The following is an 18,260-nucleotide window of genomic DNA, read 5'->3' on the forward strand; positions in this document are numbered from 1 at the left end:
GATCTAGACGAAGTCCTCGCTCTTGCCGAATCGGGCAAGACTGCTTCAGAGATCATCGAAGACCTGGGACTAAGCGTGGGGGAGCGGGCTATTCAGAAGGCCGTGAATAAGTATCTTGGTCCTCGTCCTAAACGCGCTCCCGCTGTTGCTGGTGATCCTCTTCGGCGTCGTGTCGTTGCCTGGATGGTCGAGAATGGCTTGAATGAGCACTACTGCTTTCAGTGCGAGAAGTGGTCGGCCTTTCCTTGCTCCATGCGTGAGCTGAAGCGAGACGATGACCTGGGATCACTTACCTTCGTCTGCCGGCGCTGTGTAAGGCCGGGGGATTACTAGGCGCTGCGGCGCTTGCCGTGCTTTTCCTTTTTGAAGTCAGCGTAGGCAGCCACCACGTCCGCAATGTCGGCTTCGTGATGGTTGCCAGCAGCATCCGTAAATTGCAGCAGCGGAAGTGCGCTAGAGGCGTCAGGTTTTAGTCCATGCTCGATGCAGTACCACTGGACAGCCTTCAAAGTACTGGCCGTCAATGCGCCTGCTTTCGTCCGTAAACGGAGATTTGCTCGGTTCATTTCGCCAGCCAGGTCAAACATTGGTAGCTGCTGATCACTCATGCGACCGTCTTCTTGCGGCGGCTCTTACGACCACCCACTGCACCTGCGATGCGCGCCAATTCTGGATTAGCTGCAAAGCCACCTGTGCGACCATTGCTTCCACCAATACGGCCGATCCTAGCGTAGAAGTTAGGATCGTTGGCTAAATTCTTGGCTGCAGCTTTCTTGCCGCCTTCGACTGTTCCTGGCATTTAGACGGTCCTCCTAAAACGGGCCAGGAAGCGTCCAATGAGGCTACGTTCCTGCTTCGCCTTCTTTGCGAGTTCGCGAGCATCTCGTTTGTGGTAACCCTCTAGCTCGCGCTGGAGACGATCGGCTCGTTCTTTGTCTGGATCTTCCGCGCTAGCCTTAATGTTGATGATCGGCATGGCCTGGAAGGACTGAGACTGAGTTTGCTTATCTAAAGCAATTAGGGCTTCACGGCGTTCAGTGCGAGCCTTGTTTTCTGCTTGGTAAGCTGGCCAGCTGCGAGCCTTCCTGATGCGACGAATGACTGTCTCGCCGCGCTTGAACTCGGCCTGTACCTCTTTGGCAGTGGCTTTATCTTTAAATCGCCTCTTTATAGCCTGAAACTCCTTAGCTGTGACTTTGCTGTTTGACATGTCTACTTGTTCCTTGGTGGCCTACCCACCTTAAAGTTTGGTCCGTACAGCTCCTTCTCCTTGGCGAACTCGAGGAGCTCCCAGGCGATGCTGACGTTGTGTTTGATTAGGACCTTCTGCTCTGCAGCAGTTAGCTCCACTGTGCCGCTGAAGTCCTTGATTGCTTCTTCAATATCGACGGGTAGATGATCTACCAGGTCGAGTAGCTGATCTGCTGCTAGTAGTTCCGCACGGTCGATGATGACTGTGCGGATTACTTCATCTCGGGTAAGTGCTTCTGTCATGCAGTTGACTCCTCACCCTGGGACGTTGCCTCCAGCCAATCCCCAGGAAGTTTCTCTTCCCCGCGTTCAACGCGATCTAGGACTTCGTTGAGAATCTTTAGCTCTTCAGGTCCACAGTTGCCCAGTAACGGCTTCTTCGTCTGTGTCATGATGAAGGCTGATATGTACTTGGTCGACGCGAAGCCGAAGCTCTGAAGGCGTTGTTTTACAGCCCCCTCAGTATCTCGGTTGGTCGGTTCCTGATTTTCCGCTTCTACCGGTATTTTCTTGGCGGCATCTGCGTCAGTCGCTATTTTCTTAGCTCGCTGGCTTACTGCCTGCTGAAGAATATGGATGGCGACGACAGCTTGTTCCTCGGTCTTCACCGTGCGCAATCGCTTCTGAACCTGGTCCTCCGGATACTTCAGGTCTTTACACATCTGACTGATGTACTCGATCTGTTCGGGGCTAGCCGGCTGCAAGTTGTTGCTCGCCTTATTGCCGTCGTCGTCCTCGTCTTTAGCAGAGAGGCCTAGTATTGCCATGACTGTTTGGCGGCGAGTATAGGTAATCGCTGAACCGAGTCCCTGGGGATCACGCTTTACGAGCAGCAGCTCAATATCGCCTTTGATACTCACGCCTGTCTCGTGGAAGAGGGTGGTCCGAAGGTAGTGCTTGTCCTGATCCGTCACCGGCCACTGCATGAGCCCCAGCTGGTGTTTCGAGAGCAGCGGTAGCGCGTTGTCCATGACTTCATCGAGGGGCGCGTAGGTGTTCTTGAAGTGATCGTTCTTAGCGGTCTTACCGAGTGCTTGCACTTCGCCTTGGAGGCCGATTAGAGCCTTTGCGATATCTTCCGGGATGTTTTCGAAGAGTGAGTCTACGGTGGTGTCGGTCTTTTCTACTGGTTCACTCATACAGTGAACTCCCGACGCTTCGCTACGTAAACCCTGTTCTTCACCGCCTCGCGACGAGAACGGATGGCAGCCAGTGATTTAGCGTGCCGACTTACCAGCTTGCTGTGTCTTGACGCAATCAATATACCTTTTGCCATACTTGCTTCCCTTCTTCTCCTCATCTTGAAAGATGCGGCGAAACTTATCGTTGTGTTGAAGTACTGAAGTGACGATCACGTCAGTCTGTGAGGGTGGATAGCCGAACTTGGCTTTGTGGTGTGCCTGGTAGAGCTTCATAGCCCTCTTGAACGCTGCAGGCGGGTCAATGCTCATGTTGGCCCGTTCTAGGCCGTACTGGCGCTCTGGATACTGGGGATCGTTCATAGACCCTCCTTTCTTGTTTAGTTGTTAGTCCAGCTTGTTAATCTTCGCTTTCGGGGTGTGGCCCGTGTGCTGAGCTTCATTATGATCGAAGCGTTCAGAATTGCAATAGAATTGCTGATGTAGAAAAGGCATCAGTGGGTGTGGAGAAGTAGACATTTTTCCGTGTGTCGCTAGACGTGTCGCTGATGTGTCCTTGGCGACACACTCAGACCACGTCAGCACAAGGGAGAACCGGGTATAGGGCGCGGGGCTAACCTGTTCTATACTGCGGACATGCGTATGAATGCCCGACATGCCGACATTTTGCGGTTCGTAGATAGCTTCGGGCAGCTCGATAGTAAGCAGATACAAGCCCTACTATTTGGTGATGCTGGTAGCGAAACTTCATTTAGAAGAGCACAGAAAGCACTAGTTGCCGAGAAGTACCTTATCCGCATGGGGCAGCGTGCCGTGGTCGGTCATGGCCGGGGAACGGGTCCAGCTGTGTACCAGCTTGGTGCCAATGGCTGGTTGTTCCTTGGTAAGAGAGGAAAATATAGTAGGCCGCGCTTCTCTGCTGTTTCAGAGCACCGTCTCAAGGTTGCTGACGCCTTTGTTCAGCTCTGCGAGCAAGAAGATGCGGGCGCTATCAAGATACGGGGCTACTACACGGAGCCGGACACCCACATGAAGCTTGCCGGGGTGACGGTCCGACCTGACTTCTTTGCAGACATTGAACTTATAGCCACCAGTGAGCAGCTGCGCCTCTGGATAGAGGTAGACCGGGATAAAGAGAACCGTCCGGAGATTGAGCGAAAGATTCGTGACTATGTGGCCGTCTATAGGGGCGTGACCAAAGCGGAGATAGACCCCGTGCCTGAAGTCCTGTTCCTGGCTGACACTGACCTCGGCCTCGTGAACCTCAAGAACTACATGCATGGCAAGCTGGGGGAGTATGAGCACCTTTTCGCGGTGGATCATATCGAAGGCTATGCCGCGCGTCTTAAGTAGCTTTAACTACAACTTAACAGGGGTTAATTCTATTGCAAATGTTCGCAGTTAATCAGATAATAGGAGAGTAATAAAGATAACTGGAGAATATCAGAATGACGTTCAATCAACTATATGCAAAAGCGCGAAGGGGTGAGATAGAACTACAACGCCGCGCATCCTTTGACAGCATGATCGACGGTATGAGCCCTGACGTAAGCGAATGGTTCAAGCCAACAGTCGAGGAGCTGCAAAAGATCAAAAACCAGGGCGGCCGCTACAATCCTGGATACGGTGAGGGCGCAAGCATCTACAGCCACGTAGAAACGTACCGCGTGAGGCTCGTCTAATGTTCGGCAAAGACTTTTACCCAACGCCTCACACACTCATTACACGCATGGTTGAAAAAGGTGCAGATGGATGCGGTCGAGTCCATTCTCGAACCGTCAGCAGGCCGGGGCGACATCATCGAATATATGGCAGAACGCACCAGGTACGGACGTAAGATCTCTATCGATGCCATCGAACTAGACGCCGAGCTATCTATGGTCCTAGCAGGTAAAGGCTATAAACCAATAGCGCATGACTTCCTCGACTTTCAGACGTACCGCACTTACGACCTCGTCATTATGAACCCGCCCTTTTCAGATGGCGATAAGCATTTACTGAAGGCGCTGCAGCTGCAGAGAGACGGCGGCCAGATCGTCTGCCTTCTAAACGCGGAAAGCATCCGAAACCCCTACACCAATAGTCGCCGAGAACTTACGGCACTACTTGAGGAGTACGGCGCAGACATTGAGTACATCTCGGACGGTTTCACGGATGCGGACCGAAAGACCAGCGTAGAAATTGCACTAATTAGCCTCACGGTCCCGAAGCGCCAGGCAACGAGCGACATCTTAAGAAACCTCGTTGCGGCACAGGAGCTTGAGGAACAGGCGGAAGACTATACCGGCGAAGTAGTCGAAGGCGACTATATTCGCGGGGCTGTCCGACGCTACGAGCTGGAGGTTGCTGCGGGTTTGAAGTTCCTTGACGAATACGAAGCGCTGAAGCCGCTACTCAGCAAGAGCTTTAGTACTAAGGACTGGTCCATGATCGAGGTGACCGTAGATGGGGAGCGATACGGCAATAACCGGAATGTTCTTGTGCACCGTACCCGCATGAAGTACTGGCAAGAACTCTTTCAGGCCTCAGAGTTTGGCCGGCTCTTCACATCGAAGACGCGGAGCGACTACCAGAGTCGAATCGATGAGCTGGGCCGCTACGAGTTCAACGTCGCGAACATCAAGCAGATGCAGCTCGAGCTTTCGCAGTCGATGCTTGAATCTCTCGATGACTCAATCGTGCGGCTCTTCGACGAGTTCTCAAACCAGTATTGGGATGAACAGTCAAACAACATCCACTACTACAACGGATGGAAGACCAACAAGGCCTACGTCGTGAATAAGAAGGTGATCACGCGATGCTCAGCTTGGAACTATTTCGGGCGGTTCGACGCAACCGGTTCGGTTGTTGCTGAAAAGATGGCGGACATCCATAAGGTGTTTAGCTACCTGGATGGCACACTGTCCAATGATCTGTCCGTTGTTACTGACGCGCTCAAAGCGGCCGAAAACACGGGAACCACCCGAGGCGTAAAGCTCCCGTACTGCACTGTCGACTTCTACAAGAAGGGCACAACGCACATCACGTTCCGCGATCCCAAGCTTCTAAAGAAGTTTAACCTCATAGGATCACAGAGTAAGGGTTGGTTGCCTCCAAACTATGGCAAGACGAGTTATGAGGCGATGGCTCCCGAGCACCAGGAGATTGTCGATAACTTCGAGGGCGCAGAAAGCTACGCGGATACTGTCGAGAACCAGGACTTTTACGCAGCCCGTACAGATCTTGCCTTGGCCCTTGGCGCAGGTGCCGCAGCATGAGCCGTTATCACGTCATCGATACAACGAGCGGTGAAGTGGTCCGGCAATATGCCCGGATCGGGTCAGCACAGCCTCATAGATACGACTACAGGCGTAGGCGCCGGCCCTGGATACAACGTCAGCTCGCTACTGAGTCTGGCCGGCTCGCCTTGGGCGTCACTATCGCCCTCGTAATTGGCGGTCTCACCTTCTAAAGGCTCCCAACAAACATTCAAGCCCCGATCCTAAGACTCGGGGCTTTTCTGCTGGGTGCCATCATTGCCAACTGCCAGGCTAGGCTTCCTAACAGGTATAGCCCAATTTGGGGAATTTTTCAATGCCTTTGCTTTTCGATGCTCCGCTGGGGTCGGTCCGAAGCGAAGGTGTTTAGTCTCGGGCACCGCTATGCGTTTGTTTATTAGTTGTTTTAGATCGGTCATGCCCTCATGGTCGCATATTCTACGCCTATTGAATAGATGGAACCATTAGAAACCTCACTTATAGCTATTGAAATACTGCGCCGGTTCAGGCATATTTGAGAGAGATAGCAGGATTCTTTACAACCTCTTGCCATCAAAATCACATAAGTTATTGACGACCAAGGGGCATCTTGATTAAATAGGACTGTAAAGAATCCTAAGAAGTCCCCGATATCCGTCAGGAAAGTAGGGGACTTTTTCGTGCAAGAAGACTTGTACGCTCATCTCAGGTATAACGTCCGCAAGCAGCTCGACGTATCTATTGCTGAGTATTTTTACCTGGATATGGTGCACCAACTATCGCACAATCGATGGTGCACTAAGTCAGTGGAATCGGCGGCCGACGACATGGGCATCACGCCCCGCGGCCTACAAAAGATGCGATCGCGGCTTATAGAGGCCGGCTACCTCAAGCGAAACATAAAAGGCCACCTCAAGACAACGGACAGGTACTTCAACGTCGCAGTAGCCCCTGTCGGCCAAAAGGGGGTGAACTTAGTTCGTAGTGGGGTGAACAAAGTTCGCGGGAAGGGTGAACAAAGTTCGTACAAGAATAACAATAGAACGACAGAGAATAGGGGAGCAGGTGATTTTGAAGGTGCGATCAAGCGCATGTATGGCCGCAAGCCCACTGTGCTGCCAGGCTTCGTCGTCGAAGAGCGAAGGGCTTAGTATCGTGCTGATGGTCGATGGAACTATGCTTAGCTGGGATGATATCGGCTACGTCCGTATACCGCTGAGCGGGAAACTTGGTAGAGGAATGTACGTTCTCGTTGATGGTGACTATGACGCTGAGTATTTGAGTACGTTCACGTGGTACTTGGGGCATAACGGGTACGCGTACCGACGCAAAACGATAGCAAACGATGGCTGCACCGGGAATGTGTATCTGCATCACATGGTGTGTAAGCCCCTCAAGGGTCAATGGATTGACCACATAAATCGCGATAAGCTCGACAATCGAAGCTTAAACTTGCGTTCCGTTTCGCCTCGCATCAACGCCGTCAATAGGGCTCAGTCAGGTCGTAAGTCGACTCGACGCTTTAGAGGCGTGCAACCAGGCAAGTCGGGTCGCTTTTATGCCGTCTTCCGCCGGAAGTACTTAGGCGTCTTCGAGAAGGATTGTGATGCCGCCCGCGCCTACGATTGTGCAGCTTTCAGCCAGTTCGGCGCTGACGCAGAACTGAACTTCCCGAAAGAATATGGATTGCTGGCAGCGAGTGTGAGGGGCTAGTTGCCTTCCACTTCCGACAGCCTCTCCAGCGCCATATCCGTGGCCTTTGCTGCGGCCAGACCTGCGGGCACACCGCCGCCAGCGTCAAGTCCAAAGGCATCAATCATGGCCTTCACTTCGGGGTAGTCGGTCCCGATATGGAGCAGGGCGTTTCCGACGTAAAGCGTCACGATTATGCCGACGAACCAGACGATCAAGCGGCGGTCGGAAATGGAAAGGGCATGTAGCGCGGGAGACTCCGCAATTGATTGCGCCAGGTCCGGTTGGTTCTCGAAGAACTCGCCAGCCAGTTCCTCGTAGTCCTCCTCGGCTAATCGGTCCCGGAGGGTTGCCGCGTTAGCCAGGATCGAGCTGACGTATGAGGTGTCGATGGATGTAGCCAGGGACTTCGTAAGAGCCCCAATGGAGGACTGCATCTGGTCCGCCAGGCCGAGCCCCTGGATGACGTTTATAGATGGGAACATGCCACGCAGCATCTTGTCGTGCGAGTCCATGAACATCTTCGAGACGTTGTTCACCCCGGAGGCATCCATGATCATCTTCTGGATGCCGATCGTCTGGTTGGGATAAGCTGCCGCGACAAAACTCGCGACGCTCTTTGAGAGCTGAAGGGCGAGGGGTTCCATTAGCTTGCTGTAGTCAGGCATCAGACTACCCATGTCGAACATGAAGGGCTTCGCCACAAGAACCGACGCGTCCATCTTGCCCCAGACGCCGGCCAGGCCAGTCGATGCTGCTGAAGTGAGGATCGAGTTGTCCGGAAGCAGCGGATCACGAGAAGTCATGATTCAAGCCTACTGACGGGGGCTGACAATAGGTGGGACGCCTATCGCGTCAACAGATCCGAAGTAAAGAGGTCGAAGGCCTGTCGGCCGCTAGAACCTAGGCTCAATGCCTAGAAGGGCAGCGGCTGCTGTGAAGATCAGCCGGAGCATAACAAGACCGACGAGAACGATCACGAAAAGTATGGCGGTCTGGATGGCGAAGGCAATCAGGTAGGTCACTACACCGCCGATCGATCCATTGAGCGCGGGGAAGCGTGCTTGGAGCCTAAGGCGTAGGGGCTTCGTTGGAAGCTTCTCGTTCCAGACTATGGTTCCGATTCCAACCAGCACGACGGCTGTCACTTGGAAAGCATTCTTGAAATTGTCGGGCGACTTGATGAAGCCAAGGAGCAGAGCTGCCCAGTAGCCGAAGAATAGAACGATCAGGCCCGACAAAGTGCGGGAGCCGACATCTCTCCAGAAGCTCTGATCCCTGAACCACTCGCCTGGCCACTGCCAGGGACGAACCTTCTTCTCTTCGGTTGTTACATCACTCATGGGCTAAGTGTATGGGCGTTCTACTTGCAACCAGGTCAGCGCCGTTCATAATGGGGCTCAGCATATAAACGGAGAACTAGTGCGTGCCCTGGATACTACCCATCGCCTCCATTGTCGCCCTGGCTTGCATGATCTATGCGGTGGTGCTCGCCTTCAAGAGTGAAGTATGGCGACCGCTTAGCTATATAGGTATAGCAGTTGGTTTTCTTTGGCTAGCTTGGGAGCTTCGATTACCTCTGTAAACTTATTATCGTTGCTTATTCCACTACACCAATTCTATTGCAAATTCAAGCTATTTTGCTATAGTAAAAACATAACCAAAGCGCAGCAGATATACAGGCTGGACAGACAAGCGGTTATAAAGCTCAATAGTCCTTACCTGGACAACGAACCTAGCCGGACGTGTAACCCGTCCCAAGACTCGATAACGTAAGAGTCGAAATAGCGTCAAGGTGTGCGGGTAAAGGCTATTGAGCAAGAGAACTTTGACAATTCGGTTGAGCGCAGTAGTGCTGGTAGTTAGTGGCGGAAGTATAGACGCAGCGGTCTGCCATCAGGAGTTCCTCTGTGACGACAAGAACAAGCAAAGCAGAAGTCTGACTGGCTAAGGGTTGCAAACCGTTCCCAGCTAAGTAAACGCCGAGAGACCAACGTGCAGGGTGAAATGCCTTGCCTTGCTACTAGCACCATGCGCTCAACATTGAAGGTAGATGACCGGGTGTAGCTGAAGTTTGATGCATCAGACGATCACACTTCGGGTGCAGGTTGGTACTAGTAAACCAGCCCTAGGCCCGAGCGCTCGGCCACCTGCTTTCAAGCTTCTGTAGAGCGAGTCCTGGTCGTCGATGCCCACCCTTGGCGGCCAGCACCGGCTCTACAGCCGAAACAAACAAATAACGCCCTCTCGGGCAAGGAAACACCAACATGGCAAAGCCAAACACCAACGAACTGCTACGTCCTCAGGACATCACGACTAAAAAGGGCATCAACTGGGAAGCTGTGAAGACCAACGCCATCACCGCCTTTACATCCGTAGCAATCGGACTGATCGGCGGCTACTTCCTGGCGATCAACATTCACGGTGATGCTCGTGCAGCCGTCATCCAAGACATCCAGATCGTGTCAAAAGAAGCCAAGTAGCGAAGACCGCGGACGCTACTAAGACCAACGCGGAGAACATTCAAAAGCCCGTCAGCAACGTCGAAGTTGCCAGGACGACTGATGAACCGGCTCAAGCCGTAGAGACGCCTCAGAGCGTACGAAACGAGCCCACAGCGCAAGTGCCGGCTGACGTTGAAGCGGAAGCTAAGGCCTTCATCTACATGAAGGAAAGCACCAACCGCTTAGACAACGAGAACAGCATCGGTTGTATTGGCCTGGGCCAGGACTGCAACGGCGAACTCGTGAAGGCTTGCCCTGATTGGCAGACAAACCGCGCTTGTCAGGAAGTCTTTTGGGAAAACTACATGCTGCGTCGCTACGGCACCTGGGCGGCAGCAAAAGCTCACTGGCTGGCTCGCATTCCTATCAACGGACAGGACGTGGGCCACTGGTGGTAACCAAAAAAGTCGAGGGCTATGCGAGAGCCCTCGACCGAATCAAAAAGCAGTACCTGTAAGGAGGTGATAAATGGGAACTAACTACTACGCACGGATTAACATCTGCCCGGCCTGCCATCGACCAGAGGAAGAGATTCACCTCGGGAAAAGTAGCTTCGGCTGGCAGTTCCTGTTCGCATACAACGACGGCGACTACTACAAGGATGTTGCCGGGCTGAAGGATTGGCTCAATGACAAGACCATCTTTGACGAGTACGACCGAGAGATTAGCCATGAGGACTTCTGGGCCTTGATTGAGGCAAAGCAGGAAACGGTCAATCCGAGTGATGGTCACTTCATGACCGTCGAGGGCTACCGCTTCATGAATGGAGAGTTCTCATGAGCGAGATCACTGCTCCACCAGGACTAGCACCGGAGCTGTACGAGCTTGGCGAGACGCAGGTGAGCGACTGGGTGCGATCGAACGTAAGTGCAGCCCTTGAACTGCGCGACTATCAAATCGAAGTCTGGCAACACCTCTGGGAGCAGCGCTCTCATAACGGTCAGCGCCGCGCGCTCGTGAGCCTGGCGACAGGACTCGGCAAGACGTCGGTTGCCGCGGTTGACGTGCTTCATTACCTCCGCGAAGAGAAGCCTGGGGGCAAGGTTTTGTTCGTGTCGCACATGACCGACATATCGGCCCAGGCGAATCAGACCTTTACGGCAGTGGGTAGTGACCTTAACACTGCACTCTTCCGCCGGGCCAATGCTGCAGACCTAGGCAAGCATGACGTGGTCTTTGCCACCTTCCAAGCCTTGTATCGCTGTCTCGACGAGCTTGACCCTCAACAGTTCGATTACATCATCTGGGATGAAGCTCACCACATTGAAGCCGACACGTTTAGCGAGGTACGTGGTTTCTTCCAACCTTGCTTCGAACTCGGGTTGACGGCGACGCCGGAGCGCGCCGACGGGCTAAATATTTTCGCCTACTTCGGACAACCATTGTATGTGAAGACACTGGCAGAGGGCATGGCGGAAGGTTGGCTGAGCGCCGTCGATTATCACATCATGCTTGATGAGACTGTTAGAGAAGCGATGAATAAGAAGTTCGATTTCCAAACTACTAAGCAAATTCGTGAGCTCTTTTCTGTTCGTGCCCGTAACGAAGTGATCGCAAAGAACGTCATGGAACGCCGCCATGCCATTGGTCTCGAGAAGGCAAAGACGATCGTCTTTTGCCAGAACGTCGAAATGGCCGAAGGTATGGCGACTCTTCTCGGCGGTGAGGCCTACCACTCGAATATTGATCGTGAAGCACGTCTCGACATCCTGAAGCGCTTTCGTGTCGGCCGCCTCCAAGTCATCACCACCGTCGATATGTTCAACGAGGGCATCGACATTCCTGACGCTCGACTGATCGTCTTTTTGCGTAGCACCTCAAGCCGTACCGTCTTCGAGCAGCAGCTGGGGCGCGGCCTGCGGCGGTCAGCCAATAAGAGCACTGTCACGGTGCTGGACTTTGTAGCCAACGTCGAACGTATCGACTTTGTTCGTGAGCTCGGACACACTGTCAAAAGCATCCAAGGCGAGCGAGGTATCAGTGCTGGTGGCACCGCCCGCAATGAGTCCCATGGTCCTACCGCCATCGAGCACGCCCACTTCAGCCTCAACAACTTCGAGTTTGAAGACCAAACCATCGAAATACTTGAGCGCTACAACGCCCTCAAGTTCACGCCCCACCTCACTCAAGACATTGTCGTGGCTGCCTACCAGGAGCTGCAGAGCGTGTCGGCGGTCGCCAAGAAGTACTCGGTGAGTACCACCGCCGTCTACAAGCACCTCAAGAAAGCAGGCATTTCCACGAAGGCTGCTGACGATAACTACGACATCGAGGAAATCGCCCGCATCTACTACGAACTTAGATCGGCTAAAAAAGCTGGCGCCCACTTCGGGGTCAACGGTTCCACGATTATCGACCGTCTGCGTCGTGCTGGCTATCAAACCATTCCGCATCCCAAAGCGCGGTTTACTGACGACGAGATTGTGAAAGCTTTTGAGGCAAGTGGCTACAACCACCGTGAGACCGCTCGTCGGTTGAGCGCGGACCGGGCAATGATCATGCGGCGACTCAAAAGTCTCGGCTACGAGAGCAAATGGGGAAAATCTCCCGTCATATCTCGGGAGGCATTGGACAAAATCTACCGGGAAACTGGTGGCGACATCGCCCAGATGACGGCTACCCTGCAAGGCGTACTCGGCTGCCGTTATACGGACGTCTATAGAGCGCTCGATGCCTACGGCTATCTCGATGATCATCCGCGTCCCGTGACCTCAGCTATTGCCGCCGCTGCCTATTACAAATTCGGCAACAGTACCCAGGCAGGCAAACATCTTGGCGTTAGCGCGACGCTCGTTTCGCGGAAAGCGCAGGTTGGGCGCTATATCCGTAAATACAAGCAGGCAAAGGCTCATACGGCGCTGGAGCAAGCAGCATGACCCCTCCACTCAAGTTCGACTACGTCTACAAGAACAACGACGAGGCCGGCACCATCCTTCACGAAGTAGTGACCCTGGACGAGATCCAGACTGACGAGTTCGTGTACGAGCTGGAGATCCTCGCCCGCCGTCTCTTCACGGGCTGCCAGGACATGACCGGAGCGGACATCTTCGACGGTGACATACTCGAATACGTCTCGCCCTTTGAAGATTCGCAGCCACGCGACATCTACCTCGTGGAGTGGCGTGACCATGGCTTCCGGGCCACTTGGATCAAGGACGGTGTTCCCCAGTACCAAGGGATGGATGGCCTCATCGATTGCGAAGAAGACATGCGGATTGTTGGGAACATGTACGAGAATCCGGAGTTGCTGGAGGCCAGGTCGTGAGGCTTATCCGTCACGTTCTGTCAGTTCCATTTATCTTCGCAGCGGCAATACTCGTATTTATAGCAGTGTGGATAGCATTTCTGGCAAGCAGAATAAGTGGTCAGCCGCTGCTTACGGATCTTATAGAGAGCTTGCACGAGTCGTTGCAACGGGCAAAGTGAGGGTACAACTTAGCTCCCTCTTTTTCTGGCTCTACAGTCCGCCAGCACCCTTCCACTCTTCCTCTGTCACTCGCTTGATGCTTGATGAGTGCGCCCAACCCATGTGGTACTTGCCGGACGAGTCGAGCCATTCAATCAGGCCGTAGCTGCTTGTCCATCCCACAGCTTTGCCGTAGATCCCGCCTACGTACACAAGGGGCCGGCCGAACTTGGGGAACTCTCTGATTGGAGCGGGGTCATCAATCGGACGGCTCGCCTCTGCCTCCATGCGAGCCATCATGCGCTCGACATCCTCCGGAGCTCCACCCTTGATCACAGGAAAAGTATAGAACATATGTTCGAATGCGGTCATTCACGGGTCTATCCACAGGCGATGTGCCGGGGTGTGTCAGACCCCAAAGCTAGAGTGGTGGAGTCAGATAGTTTGCGCATTAGGGGGAGCACTTGTCCGAAGTTGAATCGCTTATCCAATCACCGTCTGGTCAGCGTCAGTTGCGCCTGATTGACGTCCTGTCAGGGCTTGAGCCGGTAGACGACAATCATCAGGTCGAGATTGAGGCGTTGGAGAAGGACCCAGCTCAGTATGGCTTCTCAACATCCTCGCTGGAGAGCGACCTCGAAGTCATGAAGAGCTGGGGATGGGTAGATTTTTGGGCTTCCTTCGGTGGCATCGGCTCAGTCATCATCAAGCAGGGTGGTCTTGATGCGGCCAAGGAATACCGCGCCTTCATGAAGAACAAGGTTCGCCGTAACAGGGCGTGCCGGGATGCTTACCTGCACTGGATGTACGAGGGCGACGACGCTCCGGGTGATTTCCATAGCGAGAACACCTTTTACGGCTCGCCGTACAGTGAGCAGGAACTCAAAGACGCCAAGAACTGGTTGGACGAAGAGGGCTTTATCGACGGTAGGAAGACCGCCGATAACGACATTTACTACGCAGAGATCACTTCTAAGGGCACTCGCGCCGTTGAAAGTGGCCGTTCTGTGAACGACTGGCACGCAGGAGGAATCAACTTGACCGACCGCAGCATCAACATCTCACGTTCCACGAACGTCAACGTCGCTCAGGACAGTGAGAACGTCACCCAGAGCAACACGCTCACCAAGGAACAGGTCAGCAAGATCAATGACGTGGTTGAGTCCTACCGGGCCTTGAGCGCGGCCCTGGCTCTCCCTGAGCAGCAGCTCCTCGACACAGAGACGCTTGTTGGCGAACTTGAGGAAGAGGTTGCCGACGAAAACGCCGAGCCAGGCAAGATCCGTAAGGGCCTTGAGCGGCTAGGGGAGATTGTCACCGAGTACGGCGCTAAGGGCGTCGCAACCGCAGTTTTCAGCGTCATTGAACAGGCCCTGCAGACTCTCGGGTAGGTCCATTGAGGAAGTTGCCGGAGTGCGAGCAGCGGTTCCTTATCGCTGCCGCTAAAGACGGCGTGACTCTGGTGCCTGCTGGTAATTACGACTGGATAGGCACCAGGGGGCCATTTGGTCTGCCGACTCAATCTGGACCACTCTTCGACACGGTCTTAGAGATGGCGAGAGCTCTTGATGGGTACTTGGATGTGATGCGGTCACCAAGGCGGACAAAGCGCGCTGACTTTGACTTGATCCATGAACCGACGGGCATCCACATCGAAGTGGATGAGGAGCAGCACTTCAGTACTCATCGCCTGAAGATGTTGGATTTCTATGAACCAGGAGTGGACTACGGGTTTGATCTGGAAGAGTACCGAGCTCTTTGCCGGCTGCACGGCCCTCGAATAGATCGGACTGGCTGGGCTGCGAAGGACACTGTGAACTTCGGTCCGAGGAGCCGGGCGAAGCAGCGAGCCTTTTATGACGCCATGAAAGATCTGGTCCTGCCCGCCATGGGTAAGCGGCATGTCATCCGGATCGAGGTTATCGATCGGGAACCGGAACTTGCCTGGGCATTGAACCGAGAACGAATATCCGCCGCTCTTGCCATCTAGGGAAGAGACACCACCGACTGGCAAAGAAGTCGCTCAAATTAAAAGGGGAAATTGTTGTCCACAGTTGAATCACTAGTTCAAACCACGTCCGGACTCCGGCACCTACAGCTGCTTTCCGGTTTGGTTGACTGGCTGCCGCTCAGTGGTGAACGTCAGGTGGATGTCACTGAGTTGTACAGCGTCGCGAGGTTGGAGGGACGCCCTCGAGAAAGCGTTACGAGCGACCTCGAAGCCCTGCAAGAGCGCAGATGGATATGGTTTGAAAAGCCAGGTGGAGGCATTGACTTTGTTGTTCTGACTCAGCTGGGCGTAGATGCCGCGGAAGACTTCAAGACTTTTCGGAATGATCCGCGGCGCCGGGTCAAGGAGATACGCGATGCTGTGCTCAACTGGCTTTACGACGAGCAGTTGAACGGCGCCAACGTGTTCGGCATCAGCGACTTCCTTAAGAGCTCCAAGAATCACTTCCTGGGCGAGCCCTACTCAGAAGAGGAACTGGCCCGCGCTTCAAACTGGTTGATTGACGAGGAATATATCGACGGAACCAAGACATGGGGTGCTGAGTTGTTGCGGCCGACCATCACCACCAAAGGCAGCAAGGTCATAGAGGCTGAACATTCAGTCAATAGAGCCTTGGAAGCAGCTGGAGTCACGAACAACGTCACCATTACGGGATCTCAGGCTGTTAACGTCGCTCTGCTGAGCTCCAATGTCACCCAGTCCAACTCCATGACTCACGGTCAGGTTGAAGTAGTCGAGCGCATCCTTGGTTCAGTACGCGCCATGTTGAACCCGATGGTTCTTGGTGTCACCCAGGACGTCACCACGGAAGCTCAGATTGTCGCGAACCAAGTAGAAGAAGAGATCCACTCGGAGGCTCCGGACGGCGGCAAGGTGAAGGCGCTGCTTTTGAAGCTGGTAGACCTTGCAGCCACCGGAACCGTTCAGGGCGGCGTTGATGCACTGAATACTATGATGCAGCAAGGCATCGCGGGGCTGTAGCGGATGCGAGATATCAGTTTTCGAGTGTGGGACAAAGGCGAAGGTACTTGGGCCTACTTCAGCCTGCGTCCATTGGATAAGGTGTCGGATCTAGTTGATCGGGATGTCGATGATTCCAGCCTGACTCAGATGACCGGCGTGAAGGATAAGAACGGCAAGGACATCTTTGAAGGCGATGTCCTGCAAGACCGGCTCGGTAATCACTGCGTCGTGAGGTTCGAGTCCGCCCGCTACATCTTGGCGCAGGGTGAGGGCGCGACAGCTTGGCCACTATCTCATGACAGCAGCAGCCATTATGAGGTCGTCGGCAACATCATCGAGTCGCCGCAACTAATAGATTGAACAAGAAGAGCCGCACCCAACCGGGCCGGCTCTTCTTGTTTGATCTACTGCTTTACTAGCTCAAGAGTCTCAATCTCGACTTCATCTTCTAGCGGTGCGTCGTCCTCAGCGTCCGGCATGACAGGCCAGCTGATAGCTCCACCTTCATAGCCCTTGTGCACTTTGCCTCGAACCTCTTCAACGTCAGACTCGTTGCCCCAAACGTGCCAGCCGTCATGCTGGTTGCGAGCAAACATCTCGAGGTAAGGACCTGGAGAGCAGTTAGTGATGAACTCATACTGCTCGTCCGGCTTCCGAGAGTGCTCACGCTTACGAGTCTCGATCATGTTGACTTGGCTACGAGCGTGGGGGAGGGTCCGCATTGAACCGCGCACACCAAAGAGCAGAATCTCAGTGACGTTGCGGAAGTAGAAGCCGACGCCGCGACCATCAGGACCACCATCTTTACGGCGCTTCGCCCAAATGACGTTGCTGACGTAGCGGAAACCCCAAGCCTTCATGACTTCTAGACCTTCGGGCAGGAGTGCATTAGGCACCCACAAGTAGAGGTGAGCATTCTTCGACAGGCTAGCTTCAACGGGCAGCGCCTTGATGTCTTCGAGCGTCATCGTGTCGTAGCGATCGAGGCGACGGTGCTCAGGTGCGACCTTGCCGGTCCGGTTCTGGAAGCGCCAGGGCGGATCGGCCAGAACAGTCTGGAAACCACCCTCTACTGACGGAAGCGGGGTGAACGGTGTGGGCTCTACGTCGGCGCGCAACGGAGCAGGGCGAGAAATCTTAGGCATGATCGGACAATTCTAGTCGAGGTGGCTGTGCTCATCTTCGACCGACTCGATGACCTTATCGATCTCTTCGTCAGTCAGTTCGGCTTTGGCGCCGGGTGTTTTCGCCTTGGCTGCTTGAGCTCGATTGTAGGCTTCCAGCAGTTCTTCGACAGTCGTGTGCTCTTCTCCAGGGCGTGGGACGCCCCTGCCTGCCCAGGTCTTTCGGGTGATGCCCACGGCGAACAAGGGGCATCCACCGCTGTCTCCACGAGTCATGCGGTCTTGAAGCTTGGTCATGTTGGTGGTTGTGGTGGTGCCCAGGCGACGGTAGGCGTCTGTACTTTGCAGGTCGTCACCGGCCAACTGCCGGATTCCTTCATGATCGCGAGTGATCAGAGCAGCTGCATCGACGAGACCAAGCTCATAAAAGGACCTATAGGCAGCAAGGTCCCTGTCCAAGTTGCCGTCCTTGGCATTCCATTCAACATCGATGGCGACGCGGCCCTTCATGTTGTCCACTTCAAAGCCCGGGTTCTTCACGGAGCTTTCCAAGAAGTCGACGTCGAAGGCATTGGCAGTGAGGCTGGACTTCATCTTGCCGACCAACTTGAACTCAGTGTTTACTCGAACTGCTCGCCAGCCGAGCCTGTCAAAGTGCTTGTCCAGTCGCGTCGGAATCTGCCCGCGGTTACCCCCTGGGATGAGCAGGTCGGCGTCATACAACTGAAACTCATCGAGCACGTTGATTAGGTCATCAAAGTGCTGCGGGTTGCTAGCTTTGAGCACGGCTGCAGCGTTACGGGTCTCGAGGAAGTTGTATTTTTCAATTAGATGCGCTGGAAGCACGTTCTTATACGAGTAGGTCAAGTCCATGCGTCTGACACTAGTAGAAGGCACGGACAAGATAGGCCGCGCCGCGAACTAGTGGGAGGAC

At 54.2% G+C, this 18,260-nt stretch carries 25 protein-coding genes; 14 read left to right on the forward strand and 11 right to left on the reverse strand.

Features of this window, described 5'->3' with window-relative positions; genetic code table 11:
* Positions 1 to 329: 329 nt before the first annotated feature.
* From AC5RT4_RS15360 to AC5RT4_RS15385, 6 genes are all read right to left on the reverse strand, one after another.
* Positions 330 to 608, reverse strand: a complete 279-nt coding sequence (locus AC5RT4_RS15360) for a hypothetical protein (RefSeq protein WP_494106331.1) — start codon at positions 606 to 608, stop codon at positions 330 to 332.
* The gene (locus AC5RT4_RS15365) at positions 605 to 799 is read right to left on the reverse strand and encodes a con-10 family general stress protein (protein ID WP_494106332.1); all 195 of its coding nucleotides are present in this window, start codon (positions 797 to 799) and stop codon (positions 605 to 607) included. The genes AC5RT4_RS15360 and AC5RT4_RS15365 overlap by 4 nt, the downstream gene beginning before the upstream one ends.
* Positions 800 to 1,210, reverse strand: a complete 411-nt coding sequence (locus AC5RT4_RS15370; protein ID WP_494106333.1) for a hypothetical protein — start codon at positions 1,208 to 1,210, stop codon at positions 800 to 802. It abuts the gene before it with no gap.
* 2 nt (positions 1,211 to 1,212) lie between these two features.
* On the reverse strand, positions 1,213 to 1,494 hold the full coding sequence (locus AC5RT4_RS15375; RefSeq protein WP_494106334.1) for a hypothetical protein: 282 nt from the start codon (positions 1,492 to 1,494) through the stop codon (positions 1,213 to 1,215).
* The gene (locus AC5RT4_RS15380) at positions 1,491 to 2,390 is read right to left on the reverse strand and encodes an ERF family protein (protein WP_494106335.1); all 900 of its coding nucleotides are present in this window, start codon (positions 2,388 to 2,390) and stop codon (positions 1,491 to 1,493) included. The genes AC5RT4_RS15375 and AC5RT4_RS15380 overlap by 4 nt, the downstream gene beginning before the upstream one ends.
* Positions 2,391 to 2,468: 78 nt before the next feature.
* Positions 2,469 to 2,753 (reverse strand): hypothetical protein, encoded by a 285-nt coding sequence (locus AC5RT4_RS15385; RefSeq protein WP_494106336.1) that lies wholly within the window; start codon positions 2,751 to 2,753, stop codon positions 2,469 to 2,471.
* A gap of 273 nt (positions 2,754 to 3,026) precedes the next feature.
* Between AC5RT4_RS15385 and AC5RT4_RS15390 the strand changes: the two genes are divergently transcribed.
* The 5 genes from AC5RT4_RS15390 to AC5RT4_RS15410 all read left to right on the forward strand — a co-directional run bounded on the left by AC5RT4_RS15390 (position 3,027) and on the right by AC5RT4_RS15410 (position 7,339).
* Entirely contained in the window at positions 3,027 to 3,743 is a 717-nt protein-coding gene (locus AC5RT4_RS15390; protein WP_494106337.1) for a replication-relaxation family protein, read from the forward strand.
* A gap of 182 nt (positions 3,744 to 3,925) precedes the next feature.
* The gene (locus tag AC5RT4_RS15395) at positions 3,926 to 4,072 is read left to right on the forward strand and encodes a hypothetical protein (protein WP_494106338.1); all 147 of its coding nucleotides are present in this window, start codon (positions 3,926 to 3,928) and stop codon (positions 4,070 to 4,072) included.
* A 66-nt stretch (positions 4,073 to 4,138) separates the two neighbouring features.
* Entirely contained in the window at positions 4,139 to 5,647 is a 1,509-nt protein-coding gene (locus tag AC5RT4_RS15400; RefSeq protein WP_494106339.1) for a class I SAM-dependent methyltransferase, read from the forward strand.
* Positions 5,648 to 6,306: 659 nt separating this feature from the next.
* Entirely contained in the window at positions 6,307 to 6,777 is a 471-nt protein-coding gene (locus tag AC5RT4_RS15405; RefSeq protein ID WP_494106340.1) for a hypothetical protein, read from the forward strand.
* 10 nt (positions 6,778 to 6,787) lie between these two features.
* Positions 6,788 to 7,339, forward strand: coding sequence for an HNH endonuclease (locus AC5RT4_RS15410; protein WP_494106341.1), 552 nt, complete (start codon positions 6,788 to 6,790; stop codon positions 7,337 to 7,339).
* On the opposite strand, the gene AC5RT4_RS15415 is transcribed toward AC5RT4_RS15410, so the two are convergent.
* Together AC5RT4_RS15415 and AC5RT4_RS15420 are read right to left on the reverse strand one after the other, a co-directional pair.
* A complete protein-coding gene (locus tag AC5RT4_RS15415; RefSeq protein ID WP_494106342.1) occupies positions 7,336 to 8,124 on the reverse strand; it encodes a hypothetical protein in 789 nt (262 codons plus the stop codon). The two genes, AC5RT4_RS15410 and AC5RT4_RS15415, sit on opposite strands and share 4 nt — an antisense overlap.
* Positions 8,125 to 8,214: 90 nt before the next feature.
* The gene (locus AC5RT4_RS15420) at positions 8,215 to 8,661 is read right to left on the reverse strand and encodes a hypothetical protein (RefSeq protein ID WP_494106343.1); all 447 of its coding nucleotides are present in this window, start codon (positions 8,659 to 8,661) and stop codon (positions 8,215 to 8,217) included.
* Between the two features lie 924 nt (positions 8,662 to 9,585).
* Here AC5RT4_RS15420 and AC5RT4_RS15425 point away from each other — a divergent pair.
* From AC5RT4_RS15425 to AC5RT4_RS15445, 5 genes are all read left to right on the forward strand, one after another.
* Positions 9,586 to 9,801: a hypothetical protein gene (locus AC5RT4_RS15425; RefSeq protein ID WP_494106344.1), complete on the forward strand. Its 216-nt coding sequence runs from the start codon at positions 9,586 to 9,588 to the stop codon at positions 9,799 to 9,801.
* Positions 9,802 to 9,941: 140 nt separating this feature from the next.
* A complete protein-coding gene (locus tag AC5RT4_RS15430; protein WP_494106345.1) occupies positions 9,942 to 10,220 on the forward strand; it encodes an aggregation-promoting factor C-terminal-like domain-containing protein in 279 nt (92 codons plus the stop codon).
* Between the two features lie 70 nt (positions 10,221 to 10,290).
* Entirely contained in the window at positions 10,291 to 10,602 is a 312-nt protein-coding gene (locus AC5RT4_RS15435; protein WP_494106346.1) for a hypothetical protein, read from the forward strand.
* Positions 10,599 to 12,698, forward strand: a complete 2,100-nt coding sequence (locus AC5RT4_RS15440; protein ID WP_494106347.1) for a DEAD/DEAH box helicase — start codon at positions 10,599 to 10,601, stop codon at positions 12,696 to 12,698. Before AC5RT4_RS15435 ends, AC5RT4_RS15440 begins: the two co-directional genes overlap by 4 nt.
* Complete coding sequence (locus AC5RT4_RS15445) at positions 12,695 to 13,087, forward strand: YopX family protein (RefSeq protein WP_494106348.1); 393 nt, start codon at positions 12,695 to 12,697, stop codon at positions 13,085 to 13,087. Before AC5RT4_RS15440 ends, AC5RT4_RS15445 begins: the two co-directional genes overlap by 4 nt.
* 192 nt (positions 13,088 to 13,279) lie before the next feature.
* On the opposite strand, the gene AC5RT4_RS15450 is transcribed toward AC5RT4_RS15445, so the two are convergent.
* On the reverse strand, positions 13,280 to 13,564 hold the full coding sequence (locus AC5RT4_RS15450) for a hypothetical protein (protein WP_494106349.1): 285 nt from the start codon (positions 13,562 to 13,564) through the stop codon (positions 13,280 to 13,282).
* Between the two features lie 128 nt (positions 13,565 to 13,692).
* Between AC5RT4_RS15450 and AC5RT4_RS15455 the strand changes: the two genes are divergently transcribed.
* Genes AC5RT4_RS15455 through AC5RT4_RS15470 form a run of 4 tightly spaced genes read left to right on the forward strand, consistent with a single transcriptional unit; the run spans position 13,693 to position 16,562 of the window.
* Positions 13,693 to 14,619, forward strand: a complete 927-nt coding sequence (locus AC5RT4_RS15455; protein ID WP_494106350.1) for a hypothetical protein — start codon at positions 13,693 to 13,695, stop codon at positions 14,617 to 14,619.
* 5 nt (positions 14,620 to 14,624) lie between these two features.
* Complete coding sequence (locus AC5RT4_RS15460; RefSeq protein WP_494106351.1) at positions 14,625 to 15,218, forward strand: DUF7255 family protein; 594 nt, start codon at positions 14,625 to 14,627, stop codon at positions 15,216 to 15,218.
* Between the two features lie 54 nt (positions 15,219 to 15,272).
* Positions 15,273 to 16,220: a hypothetical protein gene (locus tag AC5RT4_RS15465; protein WP_494106352.1), complete on the forward strand. Its 948-nt coding sequence runs from the start codon at positions 15,273 to 15,275 to the stop codon at positions 16,218 to 16,220.
* Positions 16,221 to 16,223: 3 nt separating this feature from the next.
* Positions 16,224 to 16,562: a YopX family protein gene (locus AC5RT4_RS15470; RefSeq protein WP_494106353.1), complete on the forward strand. Its 339-nt coding sequence runs from the start codon at positions 16,224 to 16,226 to the stop codon at positions 16,560 to 16,562.
* 44 nt (positions 16,563 to 16,606) lie between these two features.
* Here the strand turns inward: AC5RT4_RS15470 and AC5RT4_RS15475 are convergent, their stop codons facing one another.
* Together AC5RT4_RS15475 and AC5RT4_RS15480 are read right to left on the reverse strand one after the other, a co-directional pair.
* Positions 16,607 to 17,347 carry an MT-A70 family methyltransferase gene (locus AC5RT4_RS15475; protein WP_494106354.1) on the reverse strand — a complete coding sequence of 247 codons (741 nt, stop codon included), beginning with the start codon at positions 17,345 to 17,347 and terminating at the stop codon, positions 16,607 to 16,609.
* Positions 17,348 to 17,359: 12 nt separating this feature from the next.
* A complete protein-coding gene (locus tag AC5RT4_RS15480; protein ID WP_494106355.1) occupies positions 17,360 to 18,199 on the reverse strand; it encodes a BglII/BstYI family type II restriction endonuclease in 840 nt (279 codons plus the stop codon).
* Positions 18,200 to 18,260 lie beyond the last annotated feature (61 nt).

The organism is Arthrobacter sp. sptzw42 (assembly GCF_059089685.1).